Origin of the sequence: Klebsiella sp. GL120222-02 (assembly GCF_003097195.1) — a bacterium.
Classification (GTDB): Bacteria; Pseudomonadota; Gammaproteobacteria; order Enterobacterales; family Enterobacteriaceae; genus Klebsiella; species Klebsiella variicola.
Window position 1 is genome coordinate 14,031 of the sequence record NZ_QEQO01000016.1, and the last position, 13,418, is coordinate 27,448.

Genomic DNA, 13,418 nt, shown 5'->3' on the forward strand with positions numbered 1-13,418 from the left:
GGGGTGATTGAATAATGGCAAAGGCACCAGTTCGTGCACGTAAGCGTGTAAGAAAACAAGTCTCTGATGGCGTGGCTCATATCCATGCTTCTTTTAACAACACCATCGTTACTATCACTGATCGTCAGGGTAACGCACTGGGTTGGGCAACAGCCGGTGGTTCCGGTTTCCGTGGTTCTCGCAAATCCACTCCGTTTGCAGCTCAGGTTGCAGCAGAGCGTTGCGCAGAAGCCGTAAAAGAATACGGCATCAAGAATCTGGAAGTTATGGTCAAAGGTCCGGGTCCGGGTCGCGAATCTACCATTCGTGCACTGAACGCCGCTGGTTTCCGCATCACTAATATTACTGATGTGACTCCGATCCCTCATAACGGTTGTCGTCCGCCGAAAAAACGTCGCGTATAACGCTACGTTTTCCAGGTTAGTTGGAGAAAGAAAATGGCAAGATATTTGGGTCCTAAGCTCAAGCTGAGCCGTCGTGAGGGCACCGACTTATTCCTTAAGTCTGGCGTTCGCGCGATCGATACCAAGTGTAAAATTGAACAAGCTCCTGGCCAGCACGGTGCGCGTAAACCGCGTCTGTCTGACTATGGTGTGCAGTTGCGTGAAAAGCAAAAAGTTCGCCGTATGTACGGTGTGCTGGAGCGTCAGTTCCGTAACTACTATAAAGAAGCAGCACGTCTGAAAGGCAACACCGGTGAAAACCTGTTGGCTCTGCTGGAAGGTCGTCTGGACAACGTTGTATACCGTATGGGCTTCGGCGCCACTCGTGCTGAAGCACGCCAGCTGGTTAGCCACAAAGCGATTATGGTAAACGGTCGTGTTGTTAACATCGCTTCTTATCAGGTTAAAGCGAATGACGTTGTCAGCATTCGTGAGAAAGCGAAAAAGCAATCTCGCGTGAAAGCCGCTCTGGAGCTGGCTGAGCAGCGTGAAAAGCCAACCTGGCTGGAAGTTGATGCTGGCAAGATGGAAGGTACGTTCAAGCGTCAGCCGGAGCGTTCTGATCTGTCTGCGGACATTAACGAACACCTGATCGTCGAGCTTTACTCCAAGTAAAGCTTAGTACCAAAGAGAGGACACAATGCAGGGTTCTGTGACAGAGTTTCTAAAACCGCGCCTGGTCGATATCGAGCAAGTGAGTTCGACGCACGCCAAGGTGACCCTTGAGCCTTTAGAGCGTGGCTTCGGCCATACTCTGGGTAACGCACTGCGCCGTATTCTGCTCTCATCGATGCCGGGTTGCGCGGTGACCGAGGTTGAGATTGATGGTGTACTGCACGAGTACAGCACCAAAGAAGGCGTTCAGGAAGACATCCTTGAAATCCTGCTCAACCTGAAAGGGCTGGCGGTGAGAGTTCAGGGTAAAGATGAAGTCATCCTTACTTTGAATAAATCTGGCATTGGCCCTGTGACTGCAGCCGACATTACCCACGACGGTGATGTCGAAATCGTCAAGCCGCAGCACGTGATTTGCCACCTGACTGATGAGAACGCTGCTATTAGCATGCGTATCAAAGTTCAGCGCGGTCGCGGTTATGTGCCGGCTTCTGCCCGAATTCATTCGGAAGAAGATGAGCGCCCAATCGGCCGTCTGCTGGTCGACGCCTGCTACAGCCCTGTAGAGCGTATTGCCTACAATGTTGAAGCTGCGCGTGTAGAACAGCGTACCGACCTGGACAAGCTGGTCATCGAAATGGAAACCAACGGCACAATCGATCCTGAAGAGGCGATTCGTCGTGCGGCAACCATTCTGGCTGAACAACTGGAAGCTTTTGTTGACTTACGTGATGTACGTCAGCCAGAAGTGAAAGAAGAGAAACCAGAGTTCGATCCGATCCTGCTGCGCCCTGTTGACGATCTGGAATTGACTGTCCGCTCTGCTAACTGCCTCAAGGCAGAAGCTATCCACTATATCGGTGATCTGGTACAGCGTACCGAGGTTGAGTTGCTGAAAACGCCGAACCTGGGTAAAAAATCTCTTACTGAGATTAAAGACGTGCTGGCTTCCCGTGGACTGTCTCTGGGCATGCGCCTGGAAAACTGGCCACCAGCAAGCATTGCTGACGAGTAACCGGATCACAGGTTAAGGTTTTACTGAGAAGGATAAGGTCATGCGCCATCGTAAGAGTGGTCGTCAACTGAACCGCAACAGCAGCCATCGCCAGGCTATGTTCCGTAACATGGCAGGTTCGCTGGTTCGTCATGAAATCATCAAGACGACCCTGCCGAAAGCGAAAGAACTGCGTCGCGTAGTTGAGCCGCTGATTACTCTTGCCAAGACTGATAGCGTTGCTAATCGTCGTCTGGCATTCGCCCGCACTCGTGATAACGAGATCGTGGCAAAACTGTTTAACGAGCTGGGCCCGCGTTTCGCGAGCCGCGCCGGTGGTTACACTCGCATTCTGAAGTGTGGCTTCCGTGCAGGCGACAACGCGCCGATGGCATACATCGAGCTGGTTGATCGTGCTGAGCCGAAAGCAGAAGCTGCTGCAGAGTAATCTGTAGTAACGTAAAAAAACCCGCCCCGGCGGGTTTTTTTATATCTACCGCATCCCCACTTCACTACACTATCTGTACTCTTTTTGTTCATCCCCCGGAGCCGTAGAATGTGGTTACTGGATCAGTGGGCGGAACGCCATATCCTCGATGCCCAAACTAAAGGTGAGTTCGATAACTTACCCGGCAGCGGCGAACCGCTGACTCTCGATGACGATTCGCATGTGCCGGCGGAGCTGCGGGCAGGTTATCGCCTTCTGAAGAATGCTGGATGCCTTCCCCCGGAGCTGGAGCAGCGAAGAGAAGCGGTGGCACTGGCTGATTTACTGAAGGGCGTCCGCCAGGACGATCCTCGTCATGCTGAACTGAGCAAACGGCTTGCCTTGCTCGAACTGAAGCTTCGTCAGGCTGGCCTGAGTACCGACTTTTTACGCGGTGAGTATGCCGAGGCTTTGCTACAAAGAATGAACCAGGAGTAAATATGTATCGTATTGGTGAGCTGGCTAAGCTGGCTGACGTCACGCCAGATACCATCCGTTATTATGAGAAACAGCAAATGATGGATCATGACGTGCGCACCGAGGGGGGATTTCGTCTTTACTCGGATAACGATCTTCAGCGGCTACGCTTTATTCGCTATGCCCGTCAGCTGGGCTTCACTCTGGAAGCGATCCGCGAATTATTGTCGATCCGTATCGATCCGGAGCACCATACCTGCCAGGAATCGAAAGGGATCGTTCAGGCGCGATTAAGCGAAGTCGAGGCGCGGATCAAAGAGTTACAGACGATGCGTCGCTCTTTGCAGCGGCTTAATGATGCCTGCTGCGGGACTGCGCACAGTAGTGTTTATTGTTCGATTCTTGAGGCCCTTGAACAAGGCGCCAGCAATGGCGGTACGGGACGTTGATTTTTTCATCGCGCGGATCTACACTCGCGCGGAATTCACACATGCACTGGAGTTTATATGAGTCGCTATCAGCATACTAAAGGGCAAATTAAAGATAACGCCATTGAGGCACTTCTCCACGATCCGTTATTCAGGCAGCGTGTAGAGAAAAACAAGAAAGGGAAAGGAAGCTATCAACGTAAAGATAAACATGCAGGAAGGATTGACCGGGAGGCCAGTGGCAAGCAAGCGAATCGCTTTTTTACCACTGGCCTTCTGCTTTCGGTGCTGATTAAGAACGGTTGTTTTGCTCTTTCAGCAGATCGCGAATTTCGCTCAGCAGGACTTCTTCTTTAGAAGGAGCTGGCGGCGCCGCCGGAGCCTCTTCTTTCTTACGATTTAACTTATTCATCAGTTTAATCGCCATGAAGATGGCAAACGCGACGATGATGAAATCGAAAACGTTCTGAATGAATACCCCATAATGCATCACGACAGCCGGGACATCGCCCTGGGCATCACGTAGCGTGACGGCAAACTGTTTAAAATCGATCCCGCCAATCAACAGGCCGAGTGGTGGCATAATAATATCTGCGACCAGCGATGAAACAATTTTACCGAATGCTGCACCGATGATCACACCCACTGCCAAATCGACAACGTTCCCGCGCATCGCGAATTCGCGAAACTCTTTTAAAAAACTCATTTTATTCTCCTTGTGCCAGCTGACGTTGTAAGTTTAACAAATGTATTTTCATTTGCCATTCCCAGTAGATAGTTACCGCAAAATATTAACCTTTGAATAATAAGGGATAATAAAAAGGCGCCTGTTCGGCGCCCTGGGAATTACAGGAAGAAAGGACTTGGCTGGAACAGCCTTTCTACATCGGAAATAAACTTCTTATCGGTCAAAAACATGATCACATGATCGCCCTGCTCGATCCGCAGATTATTATTCGCGATCATTACGTCGTTGCCCCGCACAACGGCGCCGATGATCGTACCTGGCGGCAGCTTGATCTCATCGATCGAACGCCCGACCACCCGGGAGGTGCTCTCATCACCGTGCGCCACGGCCTCAATCGCTTCGGCAACACCGCGGCGAAGGGAGGAGACGCCGACAATATCGGCTTTACGAACATGGCTGAGGAGTGCGGAAATTGTGGCCTGTTGAGGTGATATCGCGATATCAATGACACTGCCCTGGACCAGATCCACGTAGGCTCTGCGCTGGATCAGCACCATCACTTTTTTCGCGCCCATTCGCTTCGCCAGCATCGCCGACATAATGTTTGCTTCATCGTCGTTAGTGACGGCAATAAACAGGTCCACCTGGTCAATATGCTCTTCAGCCAGCAGCTCCTGGTCCGATGCATCACCGTAGAAGACGATTGTATGCTGCAGCTTTTCCGCAAGCTCAGCGGCTCGCTGCTGATTACGTTCGATAAGCTTGACGCTGTAATCTTTTTCCAGCTTATGGGCCAGACCCGCGCCAATATTGCCCCCGCCGACCAGCATAATACGCTTATACGGCTTTTCCAGTCGCTGCAGTTCGCTCATGACCGCGCGAATATGCTGCGAGGCGGCAATAAAGAATACTTCATCGCCGGCTTCCACAATCGTCGAACCCTGTGGGCGAATAGGACGATCGTGGCGGAAAATAGCGGCCACACGCGTATCGATATGCGGCATATGCTCCCGCATGGTGGACAACGCATTCCCTACCAGCGGACCACCGTAATAGGCTTTTACTACGGCGAGGCTGACTTTCCCTTCGGCGAAGTTCACGACCTGCAGCGCGCCGGGATATTCGATCAGCCGGTGAATATTGTCGATGACCAGCTGTTCCGGAGCGATTAAGTGATCGATAGGCACCGCTTCAGAATTGAAGAGCTTATCCGCATCACGAACGTAATCTGGCGCACGAATACGCGCAATACGGTTTGGGGTATTGAATAATGAGTAGGCGACCTGACAGGCCACCATATTGGTTTCATCCGAACTGGTGACCGCTACCAGCATATCGGCATCATCGGCCCCCGCCTCGCGCAGTACGCGAGGGTGAGAGCCATGTCCCTGGACGACACGCAGGTCGAACTTATCCTGCAGGCTGCGCAGACGGTCGCCATTGGTATCAACCAGCGTAATATCATTGTTCTCGCCGACAAGGTTTTCCGCCAGCGTGCCGCCGACCTGGCCGGCGCCCAGAATAATAATCTTCATCTGCAGTGACCCATTAATTCCGACGTTTGATTAGCTTAGCGTAAAAGAAGCCATCACCTTCTTCCGGGCCCGGCAGATTTTGCTGCCCGGGGCTCGCCGGCGTACCGGTTGCATGAAGTTCAGCATCCGGGGTTCGTGCGAGGAAGGCGGAAATTTGCTGACTATTCTCTTCCGGCAGAATAGAACAGGTAGCGTAAACCAGCGTACCGCCTGGTTTCAGGTGCTCCCAGGTGGCATTCAGGATCTCGGCCTGCAGCTGGGCTAACTCGGCGATATCCCGATCCCGGCGCAGCCATTTGATATCCGGATGGCGGCGAATGACGCCGGTGGCGGAGCAGGGGGCATCCAGCAGAATACGATCGAACTGTTCGTTGCCACACCACTGCTCAGGGAAGCGACCATCGCCCTGTTTGACTTCGGCTTTCATGCCCAGCCGTTTCAGGTTGTCATAGACGCGTGACAGACGCTGTTCATCAATATCCACCGCCATGACCTGAGCCTGCGGGGCAACCTCCAGAATATGCGTCGTCTTGCCGCCCGGTGCGGCGCAAAGATCGAGAATGCGTTCGCCATTTTCCGGCAGCAGGTAGCGCATACAGCCCTGGGCCGAGGCATCCTGGACGGTGACCCAGCCTTCGGCAAAACCTGGCAACGCATGGACTGGGGCAGGGGTGGCCAGACGCACGGCGTCGGGATAGTCAGGATGGGTGAAGCCCTCTAAGCCGGCCTCTTTAAGCAGAGCAAGCCATTCATCCCGGGAATGATGGTTGCGGTTAACGCGCAGCCACATCGGCGGGCGCTGGTTGTTCGCATCGACGATCTCCTGCCACTGCTGCGGCCAGGCCTGCTGCAGGCGTTTCAGCAGCCATTTGGGATGAAGATAGCGGTTTTCATGCTCAGCAAATTCGACTAATAACGCTTCCTGCTGGCGCTGGAACTGGCGTAGCACGCCGTTGATCAGCCCTTTAAGCTGCGGGCGTTTAATGGCCACCGCGCCTTCTACCGTTTCCGCCAGTGCGGCATGCGGAGGAATACGGGTATAGAGCAACTGATAAAGCCCAACCATGATCAGAAAATGCACGGTGCGCTGTTTGCCGGTCATCGGACGCGCCATCAGCTTGTTGATAAGCCACTCAAGCTGACTGAGCGTACGCAATACGCCAAAGCACAGCTCCTGCAACAGCGCTTTGTCTTTATCGCTGACTTTCTGCTGCAGAGGGGGCAGAACGTTGCTCAAAGACTGACCTTGTTCTACCACTTGCTCGATAGCCTGGGCGGCCAGACTGCGTAAGTTTATTTTGTTTTTCATAAGCGCAAAAATAAAAATGCCCGGCTAACCCGGGCTTTTAAAGAGACAACCGTCAGGCGAGACGGGTACCAGGGATGAACCACTCCCGGCGGGAATTGAGTAAGTCCTGCGAGCTCATCGCTTTTTTACCCGCTGGCTGTAGTGATTCCAGACTGAGGATCCCATCACCCGTGGCGACCTGAATACCCTGTTTGGTTGCTGCCACTATTGTTCCCGGCTCGGCGTGCGTGGCTTCGGCAATAACCGATGCCCGCCAGACTTTGACTGGCTGCCCGTCAATCTCCAGCCAGCTCATTGGCCAAGGATTAAACGCCCGGATGCAACGTTCCAGCTGTGCAGCGGAAAGCGACCAGTCGATGCGGGCCTCTTCTTTACTCAGCTTCTCGGCATAACTGACGAGTGACTCGTCCTGGACTTCAGGCTGTGCCGTTCCGTTTGCCAGTTGCGCTAAGGTTGTCAGCAGTCCCTGTGGGCCGAGATCGGCCAGCTTATCGTACAGGCTGCCGCTGGTATCCTCAGCGGTAATGGGGCAGGAAAGCTTATACAGCATGTCACCCGTATCAAGGCCGACGTCCATCTGCATGATGGTCACGCCGGTTTCGCTATCGCCCGCCCACAGCGAACGCTGGATCGGCGCGGCGCCACGCCAGCGCGGCAGCAGGGAGCCATGAACGTTGATGCAGCCCAGACGCGGCATCTCAAGCACCGCTTTTGGCAGGATCAGACCATACGCCACCACCACCATGATATCGGCGCCTAAATCGGCGACGAGCTGTTGGTTCTCCTGCGGACGAAGAGACGATGGCTGGAATACGGGGACGTCATGGGCTTCAGCCAGCACTTTTACCGGGCTCGGCATCAATTTTTTGCCGCGTCCCGCGGGACGGTCTGGCTGAGTAAACACGCCAACGATCTGATGTTCAGACGACAACAACGCGTCAAGATGACGCGCTGCAAAATCGGGGGTGCCGGCGAAAATGATACGTAGTGAATGTGACACGGTATTCCTTGTTATCAGGCACGGGAACGTAAACGATCCAGTTTCTCAACCTTCTGACGAATGCGCTGTTGTTTGAGCGGTGACAGATAGTCAATAAACAGTTTGCCAACCAGGTGATCCATTTCATGCTGGATACAGATCGCCAGCAGGCCATCGGCCTCCAGCTCAAACGGCTTACCGTCGCGATCCAGCGCACGGATCTTCACTTTTTCCGCACGGGGTACCAGAGCACGCTGTTCCGGAATGGACAAGCAGCCTTCTTCAATACCGGTTTCGCCGTCTTTTTCCAGCAGCTCCGGGTTGATTAACACCAGCCGCTCTTCACGATTTTCCGACACATCGATCACGATGATGCGCTGATGGATATCGACCTGGGTTGCGGCCAGACCGATGCCTTCCTCGGCGTACATGGTGTCGAACATATCATCGACGATACGCTGAATTTCCGCATTCACTTCTTTGACCGGCTCGGCGACTTTGCGAAGGCGCTCGTCCGGAATATGTAACACTTGCAAAACTGCCATAAAGTTCCAGAGTCGTATTCAGGAGTTGATAAGATTATTAGCTCTATTCTAGACAAAACCCCCTGCAATTGACAGTCTCACTGTCCAATCGCAAAGATTGTCAATGCCGCTTATGGCAGGGGGTAAGGATGACGCCCGACGAGATTTGGCTGCGGCTGATGAAGGTCAATAATTTGTATGGCGACAGGATGCTGGATATTGCGCAGAGGTTATGCGCAGCCGCTTTCGTGGATAGTGAAGCGCTACATGCCGTTGGGATGACCACGGCGCAGGTGAAGCCATTTTTACGGTTTGACGAGCGGGAGCTTGACGAGACGCAGCGCTGGCTGGAACACCCGGATCATCATCTGTTACGGGCTGACGATCCGCGCTATCCGTTGCGGCTAAGGGCTATCGCTGATTACCCCGGCGCGTTGCTGGTCAGTGGCGACCCCGCCCTGCTTCACAGCGCGCAGCTTGCCGTTATTGGCAGCCGTTTGCACTCCTGGTATGGCGCCCGCTGGGGAAAACTGTTCAGCGAAACGCTGGCGCGTAGAGGGATCACCATCACCAGTGGGCTGGCGTTAGGCATTGATGGCGTTGCGCACCGCGGCGCGCTGGCCGCGGAGGGGAAAACCATCGCGGTGCTGGGCAACGGGCTGGAACAGGTTTATCCGCGGCGCCATGCAAACCTCGCCCAACAGATCATCGACAATGGCGGTACGCTGGTCTCTGAATTTCCACTCATTACGCCGCCGCTTCCCGCTCATTTTCCCCGACGTAACCGTATTATCAGCGGCTTAAGTTTGGGCGTGCTGGTGATTGAGGCGGCGTTGCGAAGCGGATCGCTGGTCACCGTCCGTTGCGCCCTGGAGCAGGGAAGAGATGTGTTCGCCCTGCCTGGCCCGATTGGTAATCCGGGATCTGAAGGTCCGCACTGGTTAATCAAGCAAGGCGCGGTACCGGTGACCTCGCCAGAGGATATCGTGGAGTACTGGCAAAACGAGCTGGCCTGGCTTACTGATACGTCTGATTCGATAAATAATTGCGCCGATCAGCCGTCTGTAGCATTGCCATTTCCGGAGCTCCTGGCTAACGTAGGAGATGAGGTAACACCTGTTGACGTTGTCGCTGAACGTGCCGGCCAATCTGTGCCAGTAACCGTAGCTCAGCTACTTGAACTGGAGTTAGCAGGCTGGATCGCAGCTGTACCCGGCGGCTATGTCCGATTAAGGAGGGCAAGCCATGTTCGACGTACTCATGTATTTGTTTGAAACTTACATCCATAACGAAGCAGAAATGCGCGTGGATCAGGACAAACTGACGCGGGATCTTACCGATGCAGGCTTTGAGCGGGAAGATATCTATAACGCGTTAATGTGGCTCGAGAAACTGGCTGATTATCAGGAAGGTCTCGTTGAACCCATGCAGCTCGCTTCCGACCCGCTGTCGCTTCGGGTGTATACCGAAGAGGAGTGCCAGCGTCTGGATGCCAGTTGCCGGGGATTTTTACTCTTCCTCGAGCAGATTCAGGTGTTGAACCTCGAAACGCGAGAAATGGTGATAGAGCGCGTCCTGGCGCTGGATACAGCTGAATTTGAACTGGAAGACCTGAAATGGGTCATCCTGATGGTACTGTTCAACATTCCGGGCTGTGAAAACGCCTATCAGCAAATGGAAGAATTACTCTTCGAAGTAAATGAAGGTATGCTGCATTAATCTTTTTGCAGCAACATCGAGTTGTTATGGCCAAATCAGCACTGTTTTCGGTGCGTAAAAATGAGCCCTGCCCGCAGTGCGGGGCTGAACTGGTGATCCGTTCCGGGAAACATGGCCCGTTTCTCGGTTGTTCGCATTATCCGGACTGTGACTATATCCGTCCCCTGAAAAGTCAGGCGGACGGTCATATCGTTAAGGTGCTGGAGGGACAGGAGTGCCCATCTTGCGGCGCTGTCATGGTGTTACGCCAGGGGCGCTTTGGTATGTTTATCGGCTGCAGTCGCTATCCCGAATGCGAGCATACCGAGCTGATTGATAAACCCGATGAGACCGCTATCGCCTGTCCGCAATGCGGACAAGGGCATCTGGTCCAGCGTCGCTCTCGTTTCGGTAAAACCTTTCATTCCTGCGATCGCTACCCTGATTGCCAGTTCGTTATCAATTTTAAACCGGTAGCGGGCGAATGCCCTGAATGCCATTACCCGCTGTTAATTGAAAAGAAGACGGCGCAGGGGCTCAGACGCTTCTGTGCCAGTAAACAATGTGGAAAGCCGATCCCGGCGGAATAAATCAGTGAACAATAACCTGCCCTCAGAAACCGTCGCCCATGCCGTGGCGGTACTGAAAAATGAACATGTCATCGCCTACCCCACAGAAGCCGTTTTTGGCGTTGGCTGCGATCCAGACAGCGAAACGGCCGTCATGCGTCTGCTGGAGCTGAAGCAGCGTCCTGTTGACAAGGGATTGATCCTTATCGCCGCCAGCTTTGAGCAGTTGAAGCCTTATGTTGATGATTCACGGTTAAGTGACTCGCAGCGGGACGCTATCTTTTCCTGCTGGCCGGGACCGGTGACGTTTGTATTCCCGGCGCGTCCTGAAACGCCGCGCTGGCTGACGGGGCGTTTTGATTCGCTGGCCGTACGCGTGACCAACCATCCGCTGGTGATTGAATTGTGCGAAGCTTACGGGAAACCGCTGGTCTCGACGAGCGCCAATCTCACCGGGCAACCACCGTGTCGTACCACCGCAGAGGTTCATGCTCAGTTTGGTGACAGCTTCCCGGTTGTGGATGGCGCCACGGGTGGACGGCAAAATCCATCTGAAATCCGTGATGCCCTGACGGGTAAACTGTTCCGCCAGGGGTGAACCATGGAAACCTATGCCGTTTTTGGTAATCCGATCGCGCACAGCAAGTCGCCTTCTATTCATCAGCTGTTTGCCCGCCAGTTAGGGATTACTCATCCTTATGGACGTGTGCTGGCGCCACTGGACGATTTTGTCTCTTCTCTGAATCAGTTCTTTGCAGAAGGAGGAAAGGGGGCCAACGTCACCGTTCCTTTTAAAGAGGAAGCTTTTGCGCGCGCGGACGAGCTGACAGAACGCGCTGCGCTGGCGGGAGCAGTAAATACCCTGAAACGCCTGGAAGATGGCCGTTTACTGGGGGACAACACCGACGGTATTGGCCTCCTGAGCGATCTGGAACGCCTGGGGTTCATTAAGCCGCGCCAGCGGATCCTGCTGGTAGGTGCTGGTGGCGCATCACGCGGGGTTCTTTTGCCGCTTCTGTCGCTGGGATGTGCCGTCACGATCGTGAATCGAACCTATTCTCGTGCCCATGAGTTAGCCACTCTCTTCGCCCATACCGGGAGCGTCAGCGCAAGGGAGATGGATACCTTATCCGGGGAAACATTCGATCTGATCATCAATGCGACGTCCAGTGGAATAGACGGTGATGTACCGGCTATCCCGGCATCTGTTGTCCACGCTGACGTGTATTGCTATGACATGTTTTACCAGAAAGGGCCAACACCGTTTCTTCACTGGTGCCAGCAGTATGGCGCAGTCCACTGTGCTGATGGGCTGGGAATGCTGGTGGCGCAAGCCGCCCATGCTGTTCTGCTATGGCACGGCGTCCTGCCGGCTATCGCTCCGGTCATCGAAACGCTGCAGCAGGAACTGAATGCATGAATCAGGCGATTCAGTTTCCTGACCGGGAATCATGGGATGCCGAACGGCAGGGCGTGGTTTTTCCTGCGCTGGTCAATGGGATGCAATTAACCTGCGCAATTTCAGGACAGAGCCTGCAGCAGCGTTTTGGCGCAGAGGGGCCAGCGCAGTGGCTGGCCGCCTTCCAGGAACATCGTTGGGATCTAGAGGAAGAGGTGGAAGCATTGATCCGCGATGGTCAGGAAGATGCTCAGGGCTGGATCTGGTTATCCTGATCCAGGTATTCATTTTTCCATTTCACATAGTTATTTGCTGAATACTTCAGTCCTTCCCGTTCCGTCTCCGTCAGGGGGCGGATCTGTTTGACCGGATTGCCAAAGTAAAGGTAGCCGCTTTCCAGTTGTTTGTTCTGCGGTACCAAACTGCCTGCACCAATCATGACGTCATCGCCAACGACGACACCATCTAATAAGATCGAACCCATACCAACCAGCACGCGGTTGCCGATAGTGCAGCCGTGCAGCATCACTTTATGACCAACAGTTACATCCTCACCAATGATCAGCGGATTTCCCTCCGGCTTATAAGAGGACTTATGGGTCACATGGAGAACGCTACCGTCCTGAATATTGCTGCGTTGACCTATCGATACATAGTTGACGTCGCCGCGAATGGCCACCAGAGGCCAGACGCTGACATCATCGGCAATTCTGACATCACCGATGACAACGCTGGATGCGTCAATCATGACGCGAAGACCGATTTGTGGGAAAAATGCTTTATAGGGGCGCAGCTGAGCAGACATATAGACCTCAAAATACCGGAATGTAAGAAGACTTTGGTGGCTTTTATCTCCCTGTGCAACCCCTGAAAACGGTGAAAATTGAGCAAATCGTGCAATTACGCGACGAAAAGGGTGAAAAATCACCATTCAGAAAAAAAGATCGAAAAAAGGCTTGTGCAAAAAAATGGGATCCCTATAATGCGCTCCCACTGACACGGCAGATGTGAATCACTTCACACAAACAGCCGGTTCGGTTGAAGAGAAAAATCCTGAAATTCAGGGTTGACTCTGAAAGAGGAAAGCGTAATATACGCCACCTCGCGACAGAGCGCTAAAGCGCGTCGCAACTGCTCTTTAACAATTTATCAGACAATCTGTGTGGGCACTCAAAGTGACATGGATTCTTAACGTCCTCGGACGAAAAATGAATACCAAGTCTCTGAGTGAACATACGTAATTCATTACGAAGTTTAATTCACGAGCATCAAACTTAAATTGAAGAGTTTGATCATGGCTCAGATTGAACGCTGGCGGCAGGCCTAACACATG

19 protein-coding genes are annotated in these 13,418 nt (G+C 53.5%); 13 read left to right on the plus strand and 6 right to left on the minus strand.

The window, feature by feature from the left end; translation table 11 throughout:
* Positions 1-14: 14 nt before the first annotated feature.
* The 7 genes from rpsK to N438_RS27210 all read left to right on the plus strand — a co-directional run bounded on the left by rpsK (position 15) and on the right by N438_RS27210 (position 3,741).
* Positions 15-404: a 30S ribosomal protein S11 gene (rpsK, locus tag N438_RS27180; protein ID WP_004388621.1), complete on the plus strand. Its 390-nt coding sequence runs from the start codon at positions 15-17 to the stop codon at positions 402-404.
* A gap of 33 nt (positions 405-437) precedes the next feature.
* Positions 438-1,058 carry a 30S ribosomal protein S4 gene (gene rpsD / locus N438_RS27185; RefSeq protein WP_002919224.1) on the plus strand — a complete coding sequence of 207 codons (621 nt, stop codon included), beginning with the start codon at positions 438-440 and terminating at the stop codon, positions 1,056-1,058.
* Positions 1,059-1,083: 25 nt separating this feature from the next.
* Entirely contained in the window at positions 1,084-2,073 is a 990-nt protein-coding gene (gene rpoA / locus N438_RS27190; protein WP_002919219.1) for a DNA-directed RNA polymerase subunit alpha, read from the plus strand.
* A 40-nt stretch (positions 2,074-2,113) separates the two neighbouring features.
* Positions 2,114-2,500, plus strand: coding sequence for a 50S ribosomal protein L17 (rplQ, locus tag N438_RS27195; protein WP_002919206.1), 387 nt, complete (start codon positions 2,114-2,116; stop codon positions 2,498-2,500).
* Positions 2,501-2,608: 108 nt separating this feature from the next.
* Positions 2,609-2,977, plus strand: a complete 369-nt coding sequence (locus N438_RS27200) for a DUF1992 domain-containing protein (RefSeq protein ID WP_008807052.1) — start codon at positions 2,609-2,611, stop codon at positions 2,975-2,977.
* A 2-nt stretch (positions 2,978-2,979) separates the two neighbouring features.
* A complete protein-coding gene (gene zntR, locus N438_RS27205; RefSeq protein WP_008807053.1) occupies positions 2,980-3,405 on the plus strand; it encodes a Zn(2+)-responsive transcriptional regulator in 426 nt (141 codons plus the stop codon).
* Between the two features lie 57 nt (positions 3,406-3,462).
* Entirely contained in the window at positions 3,463-3,741 is a 279-nt protein-coding gene (locus N438_RS27210; RefSeq protein ID WP_008807054.1) for a ribosome alternative rescue factor ArfA, read from the plus strand.
* Here N438_RS27210 and mscL read toward each other — a convergent pair.
* The 5 genes from mscL to def all read right to left on the minus strand — a co-directional run bounded on the left by mscL (position 3,677) and on the right by def (position 8,440).
* A complete protein-coding gene (gene mscL, locus N438_RS27215) occupies positions 3,677-4,090 on the minus strand; it encodes a large-conductance mechanosensitive channel protein MscL (RefSeq protein WP_004145325.1) in 414 nt (137 codons plus the stop codon). The genes N438_RS27210 and mscL overlap by 65 nt on opposite strands.
* A 140-nt stretch (positions 4,091-4,230) precedes the next feature.
* Complete coding sequence (trkA, locus tag N438_RS27220) at positions 4,231-5,607, minus strand: Trk system potassium transporter TrkA (RefSeq protein WP_008807055.1); 1,377 nt, start codon at positions 5,605-5,607, stop codon at positions 4,231-4,233.
* A 13-nt stretch (positions 5,608-5,620) separates the two neighbouring features.
* Positions 5,621-6,916: a 16S rRNA (cytosine(967)-C(5))-methyltransferase RsmB gene (gene rsmB / locus N438_RS27225; RefSeq protein WP_008807056.1), complete on the minus strand. Its 1,296-nt coding sequence runs from the start codon at positions 6,914-6,916 to the stop codon at positions 5,621-5,623.
* A gap of 52 nt (positions 6,917-6,968) precedes the next feature.
* On the minus strand, positions 6,969-7,916 hold the full coding sequence (fmt, locus tag N438_RS27230; protein ID WP_022064750.1) for a methionyl-tRNA formyltransferase: 948 nt from the start codon (positions 7,914-7,916) through the stop codon (positions 6,969-6,971).
* A gap of 14 nt (positions 7,917-7,930) precedes the next feature.
* Positions 7,931-8,440, minus strand: a complete 510-nt coding sequence (gene def, locus N438_RS27235; protein ID WP_008807058.1) for a peptide deformylase — start codon at positions 8,438-8,440, stop codon at positions 7,931-7,933.
* Positions 8,441-8,568: 128 nt separating this feature from the next.
* On the opposite strand from def, the gene dprA reads away from it, so the two are divergent.
* From dprA to N438_RS27265, 6 genes are read left to right on the plus strand one after another with little or no spacing between them, the layout of a single operon-like run.
* Positions 8,569-9,693 (plus strand): DNA-protecting protein DprA, encoded by a 1,125-nt coding sequence (dprA, locus tag N438_RS27240; RefSeq protein ID WP_008807059.1) that lies wholly within the window; start codon positions 8,569-8,571, stop codon positions 9,691-9,693.
* Entirely contained in the window at positions 9,665-10,138 is a 474-nt protein-coding gene (gene smg, locus N438_RS27245; protein ID WP_008807060.1) for a DUF494 family protein Smg, read from the plus strand. The genes dprA and smg overlap by 29 nt, the downstream gene beginning before the upstream one ends.
* Positions 10,139-10,164: 26 nt before the next feature.
* Positions 10,165-10,707 carry a type I DNA topoisomerase gene (locus tag N438_RS27250; protein WP_032740259.1) on the plus strand — a complete coding sequence of 181 codons (543 nt, stop codon included), beginning with the start codon at positions 10,165-10,167 and terminating at the stop codon, positions 10,705-10,707.
* A gap of 4 nt (positions 10,708-10,711) precedes the next feature.
* Positions 10,712-11,284, plus strand: a complete 573-nt coding sequence (tsaC, locus tag N438_RS27255; RefSeq protein WP_008807062.1) for an L-threonylcarbamoyladenylate synthase type 1 TsaC — start codon at positions 10,712-10,714, stop codon at positions 11,282-11,284.
* A gap of 3 nt (positions 11,285-11,287) precedes the next feature.
* Entirely contained in the window at positions 11,288-12,106 is an 819-nt protein-coding gene (aroE, locus tag N438_RS27260) for a shikimate dehydrogenase (protein WP_008807063.1), read from the plus strand.
* Positions 12,103-12,360 (plus strand): DUF1488 domain-containing protein, encoded by a 258-nt coding sequence (locus N438_RS27265; RefSeq protein ID WP_012540439.1) that lies wholly within the window; start codon positions 12,103-12,105, stop codon positions 12,358-12,360. The genes aroE and N438_RS27265 overlap by 4 nt, the downstream gene beginning before the upstream one ends.
* On the opposite strand, the gene N438_RS27270 is transcribed toward N438_RS27265, so the two are convergent.
* Complete coding sequence (locus N438_RS27270; protein WP_008807065.1) at positions 12,336-12,890, minus strand: gamma carbonic anhydrase family protein; 555 nt, start codon at positions 12,888-12,890, stop codon at positions 12,336-12,338. The two genes, N438_RS27265 and N438_RS27270, sit on opposite strands and share 25 nt — an antisense overlap.
* Between the last annotated feature and the right edge of the window lie 528 nt (positions 12,891-13,418).

Coding starts and splice junctions, on each gene's coding strand:
- N438_RS27200 (WP_008807052.1), top strand. CDS start 2,609: ATGTGGTTACTGGATCAGTGGGCGGAACGCCATATCCTCGATGCCCAA.
- def (WP_008807058.1), bottom strand. CDS start 8,440: ATGGCAGTTTTGCAAGTGTTACATATTCCGGACGAGCGCCTTCGCAAA.
- aroE (WP_008807063.1), top strand. CDS start 11,288: ATGGAAACCTATGCCGTTTTTGGTAATCCGATCGCGCACAGCAAGTCG.
- N438_RS27270 (WP_008807065.1), bottom strand. CDS start 12,890: ATGTCTGCTCAGCTGCGCCCCTATAAAGCATTTTTCCCACAAATCGGT.
- rpsK (WP_004388621.1), top strand. CDS start 15: ATGGCAAAGGCACCAGTTCGTGCACGTAAGCGTGTAAGAAAACAAGTC.
- rsmB (WP_008807056.1), bottom strand. CDS start 6,916: ATGAAAAACAAAATAAACTTACGCAGTCTGGCCGCCCAGGCTATCGAG.
- trkA (WP_008807055.1), bottom strand. CDS start 5,607: ATGAAGATTATTATTCTGGGCGCCGGCCAGGTCGGCGGCACGCTGGCG.
- rplQ (WP_002919206.1), top strand. CDS start 2,114: ATGCGCCATCGTAAGAGTGGTCGTCAACTGAACCGCAACAGCAGCCAT.
- rpsD (WP_002919224.1), top strand. CDS start 438: ATGGCAAGATATTTGGGTCCTAAGCTCAAGCTGAGCCGTCGTGAGGGC.
- zntR (WP_008807053.1), top strand. CDS start 2,980: ATGTATCGTATTGGTGAGCTGGCTAAGCTGGCTGACGTCACGCCAGAT.
- N438_RS27265 (WP_012540439.1), top strand. CDS start 12,103: ATGAATCAGGCGATTCAGTTTCCTGACCGGGAATCATGGGATGCCGAA.
- mscL (WP_004145325.1), bottom strand. CDS start 4,090: ATGAGTTTTTTAAAAGAGTTTCGCGAATTCGCGATGCGCGGGAACGTT.
- N438_RS27250 (WP_032740259.1), top strand. CDS start 10,165: ATGGCCAAATCAGCACTGTTTTCGGTGCGTAAAAATGAGCCCTGCCCG.
- rpoA (WP_002919219.1), top strand. CDS start 1,084: ATGCAGGGTTCTGTGACAGAGTTTCTAAAACCGCGCCTGGTCGATATC.
- N438_RS27210 (WP_008807054.1), top strand. CDS start 3,463: ATGAGTCGCTATCAGCATACTAAAGGGCAAATTAAAGATAACGCCATT.
- dprA (WP_008807059.1), top strand. CDS start 8,569: ATGACGCCCGACGAGATTTGGCTGCGGCTGATGAAGGTCAATAATTTG.
- smg (WP_008807060.1), top strand. CDS start 9,665: ATGTTCGACGTACTCATGTATTTGTTTGAAACTTACATCCATAACGAA.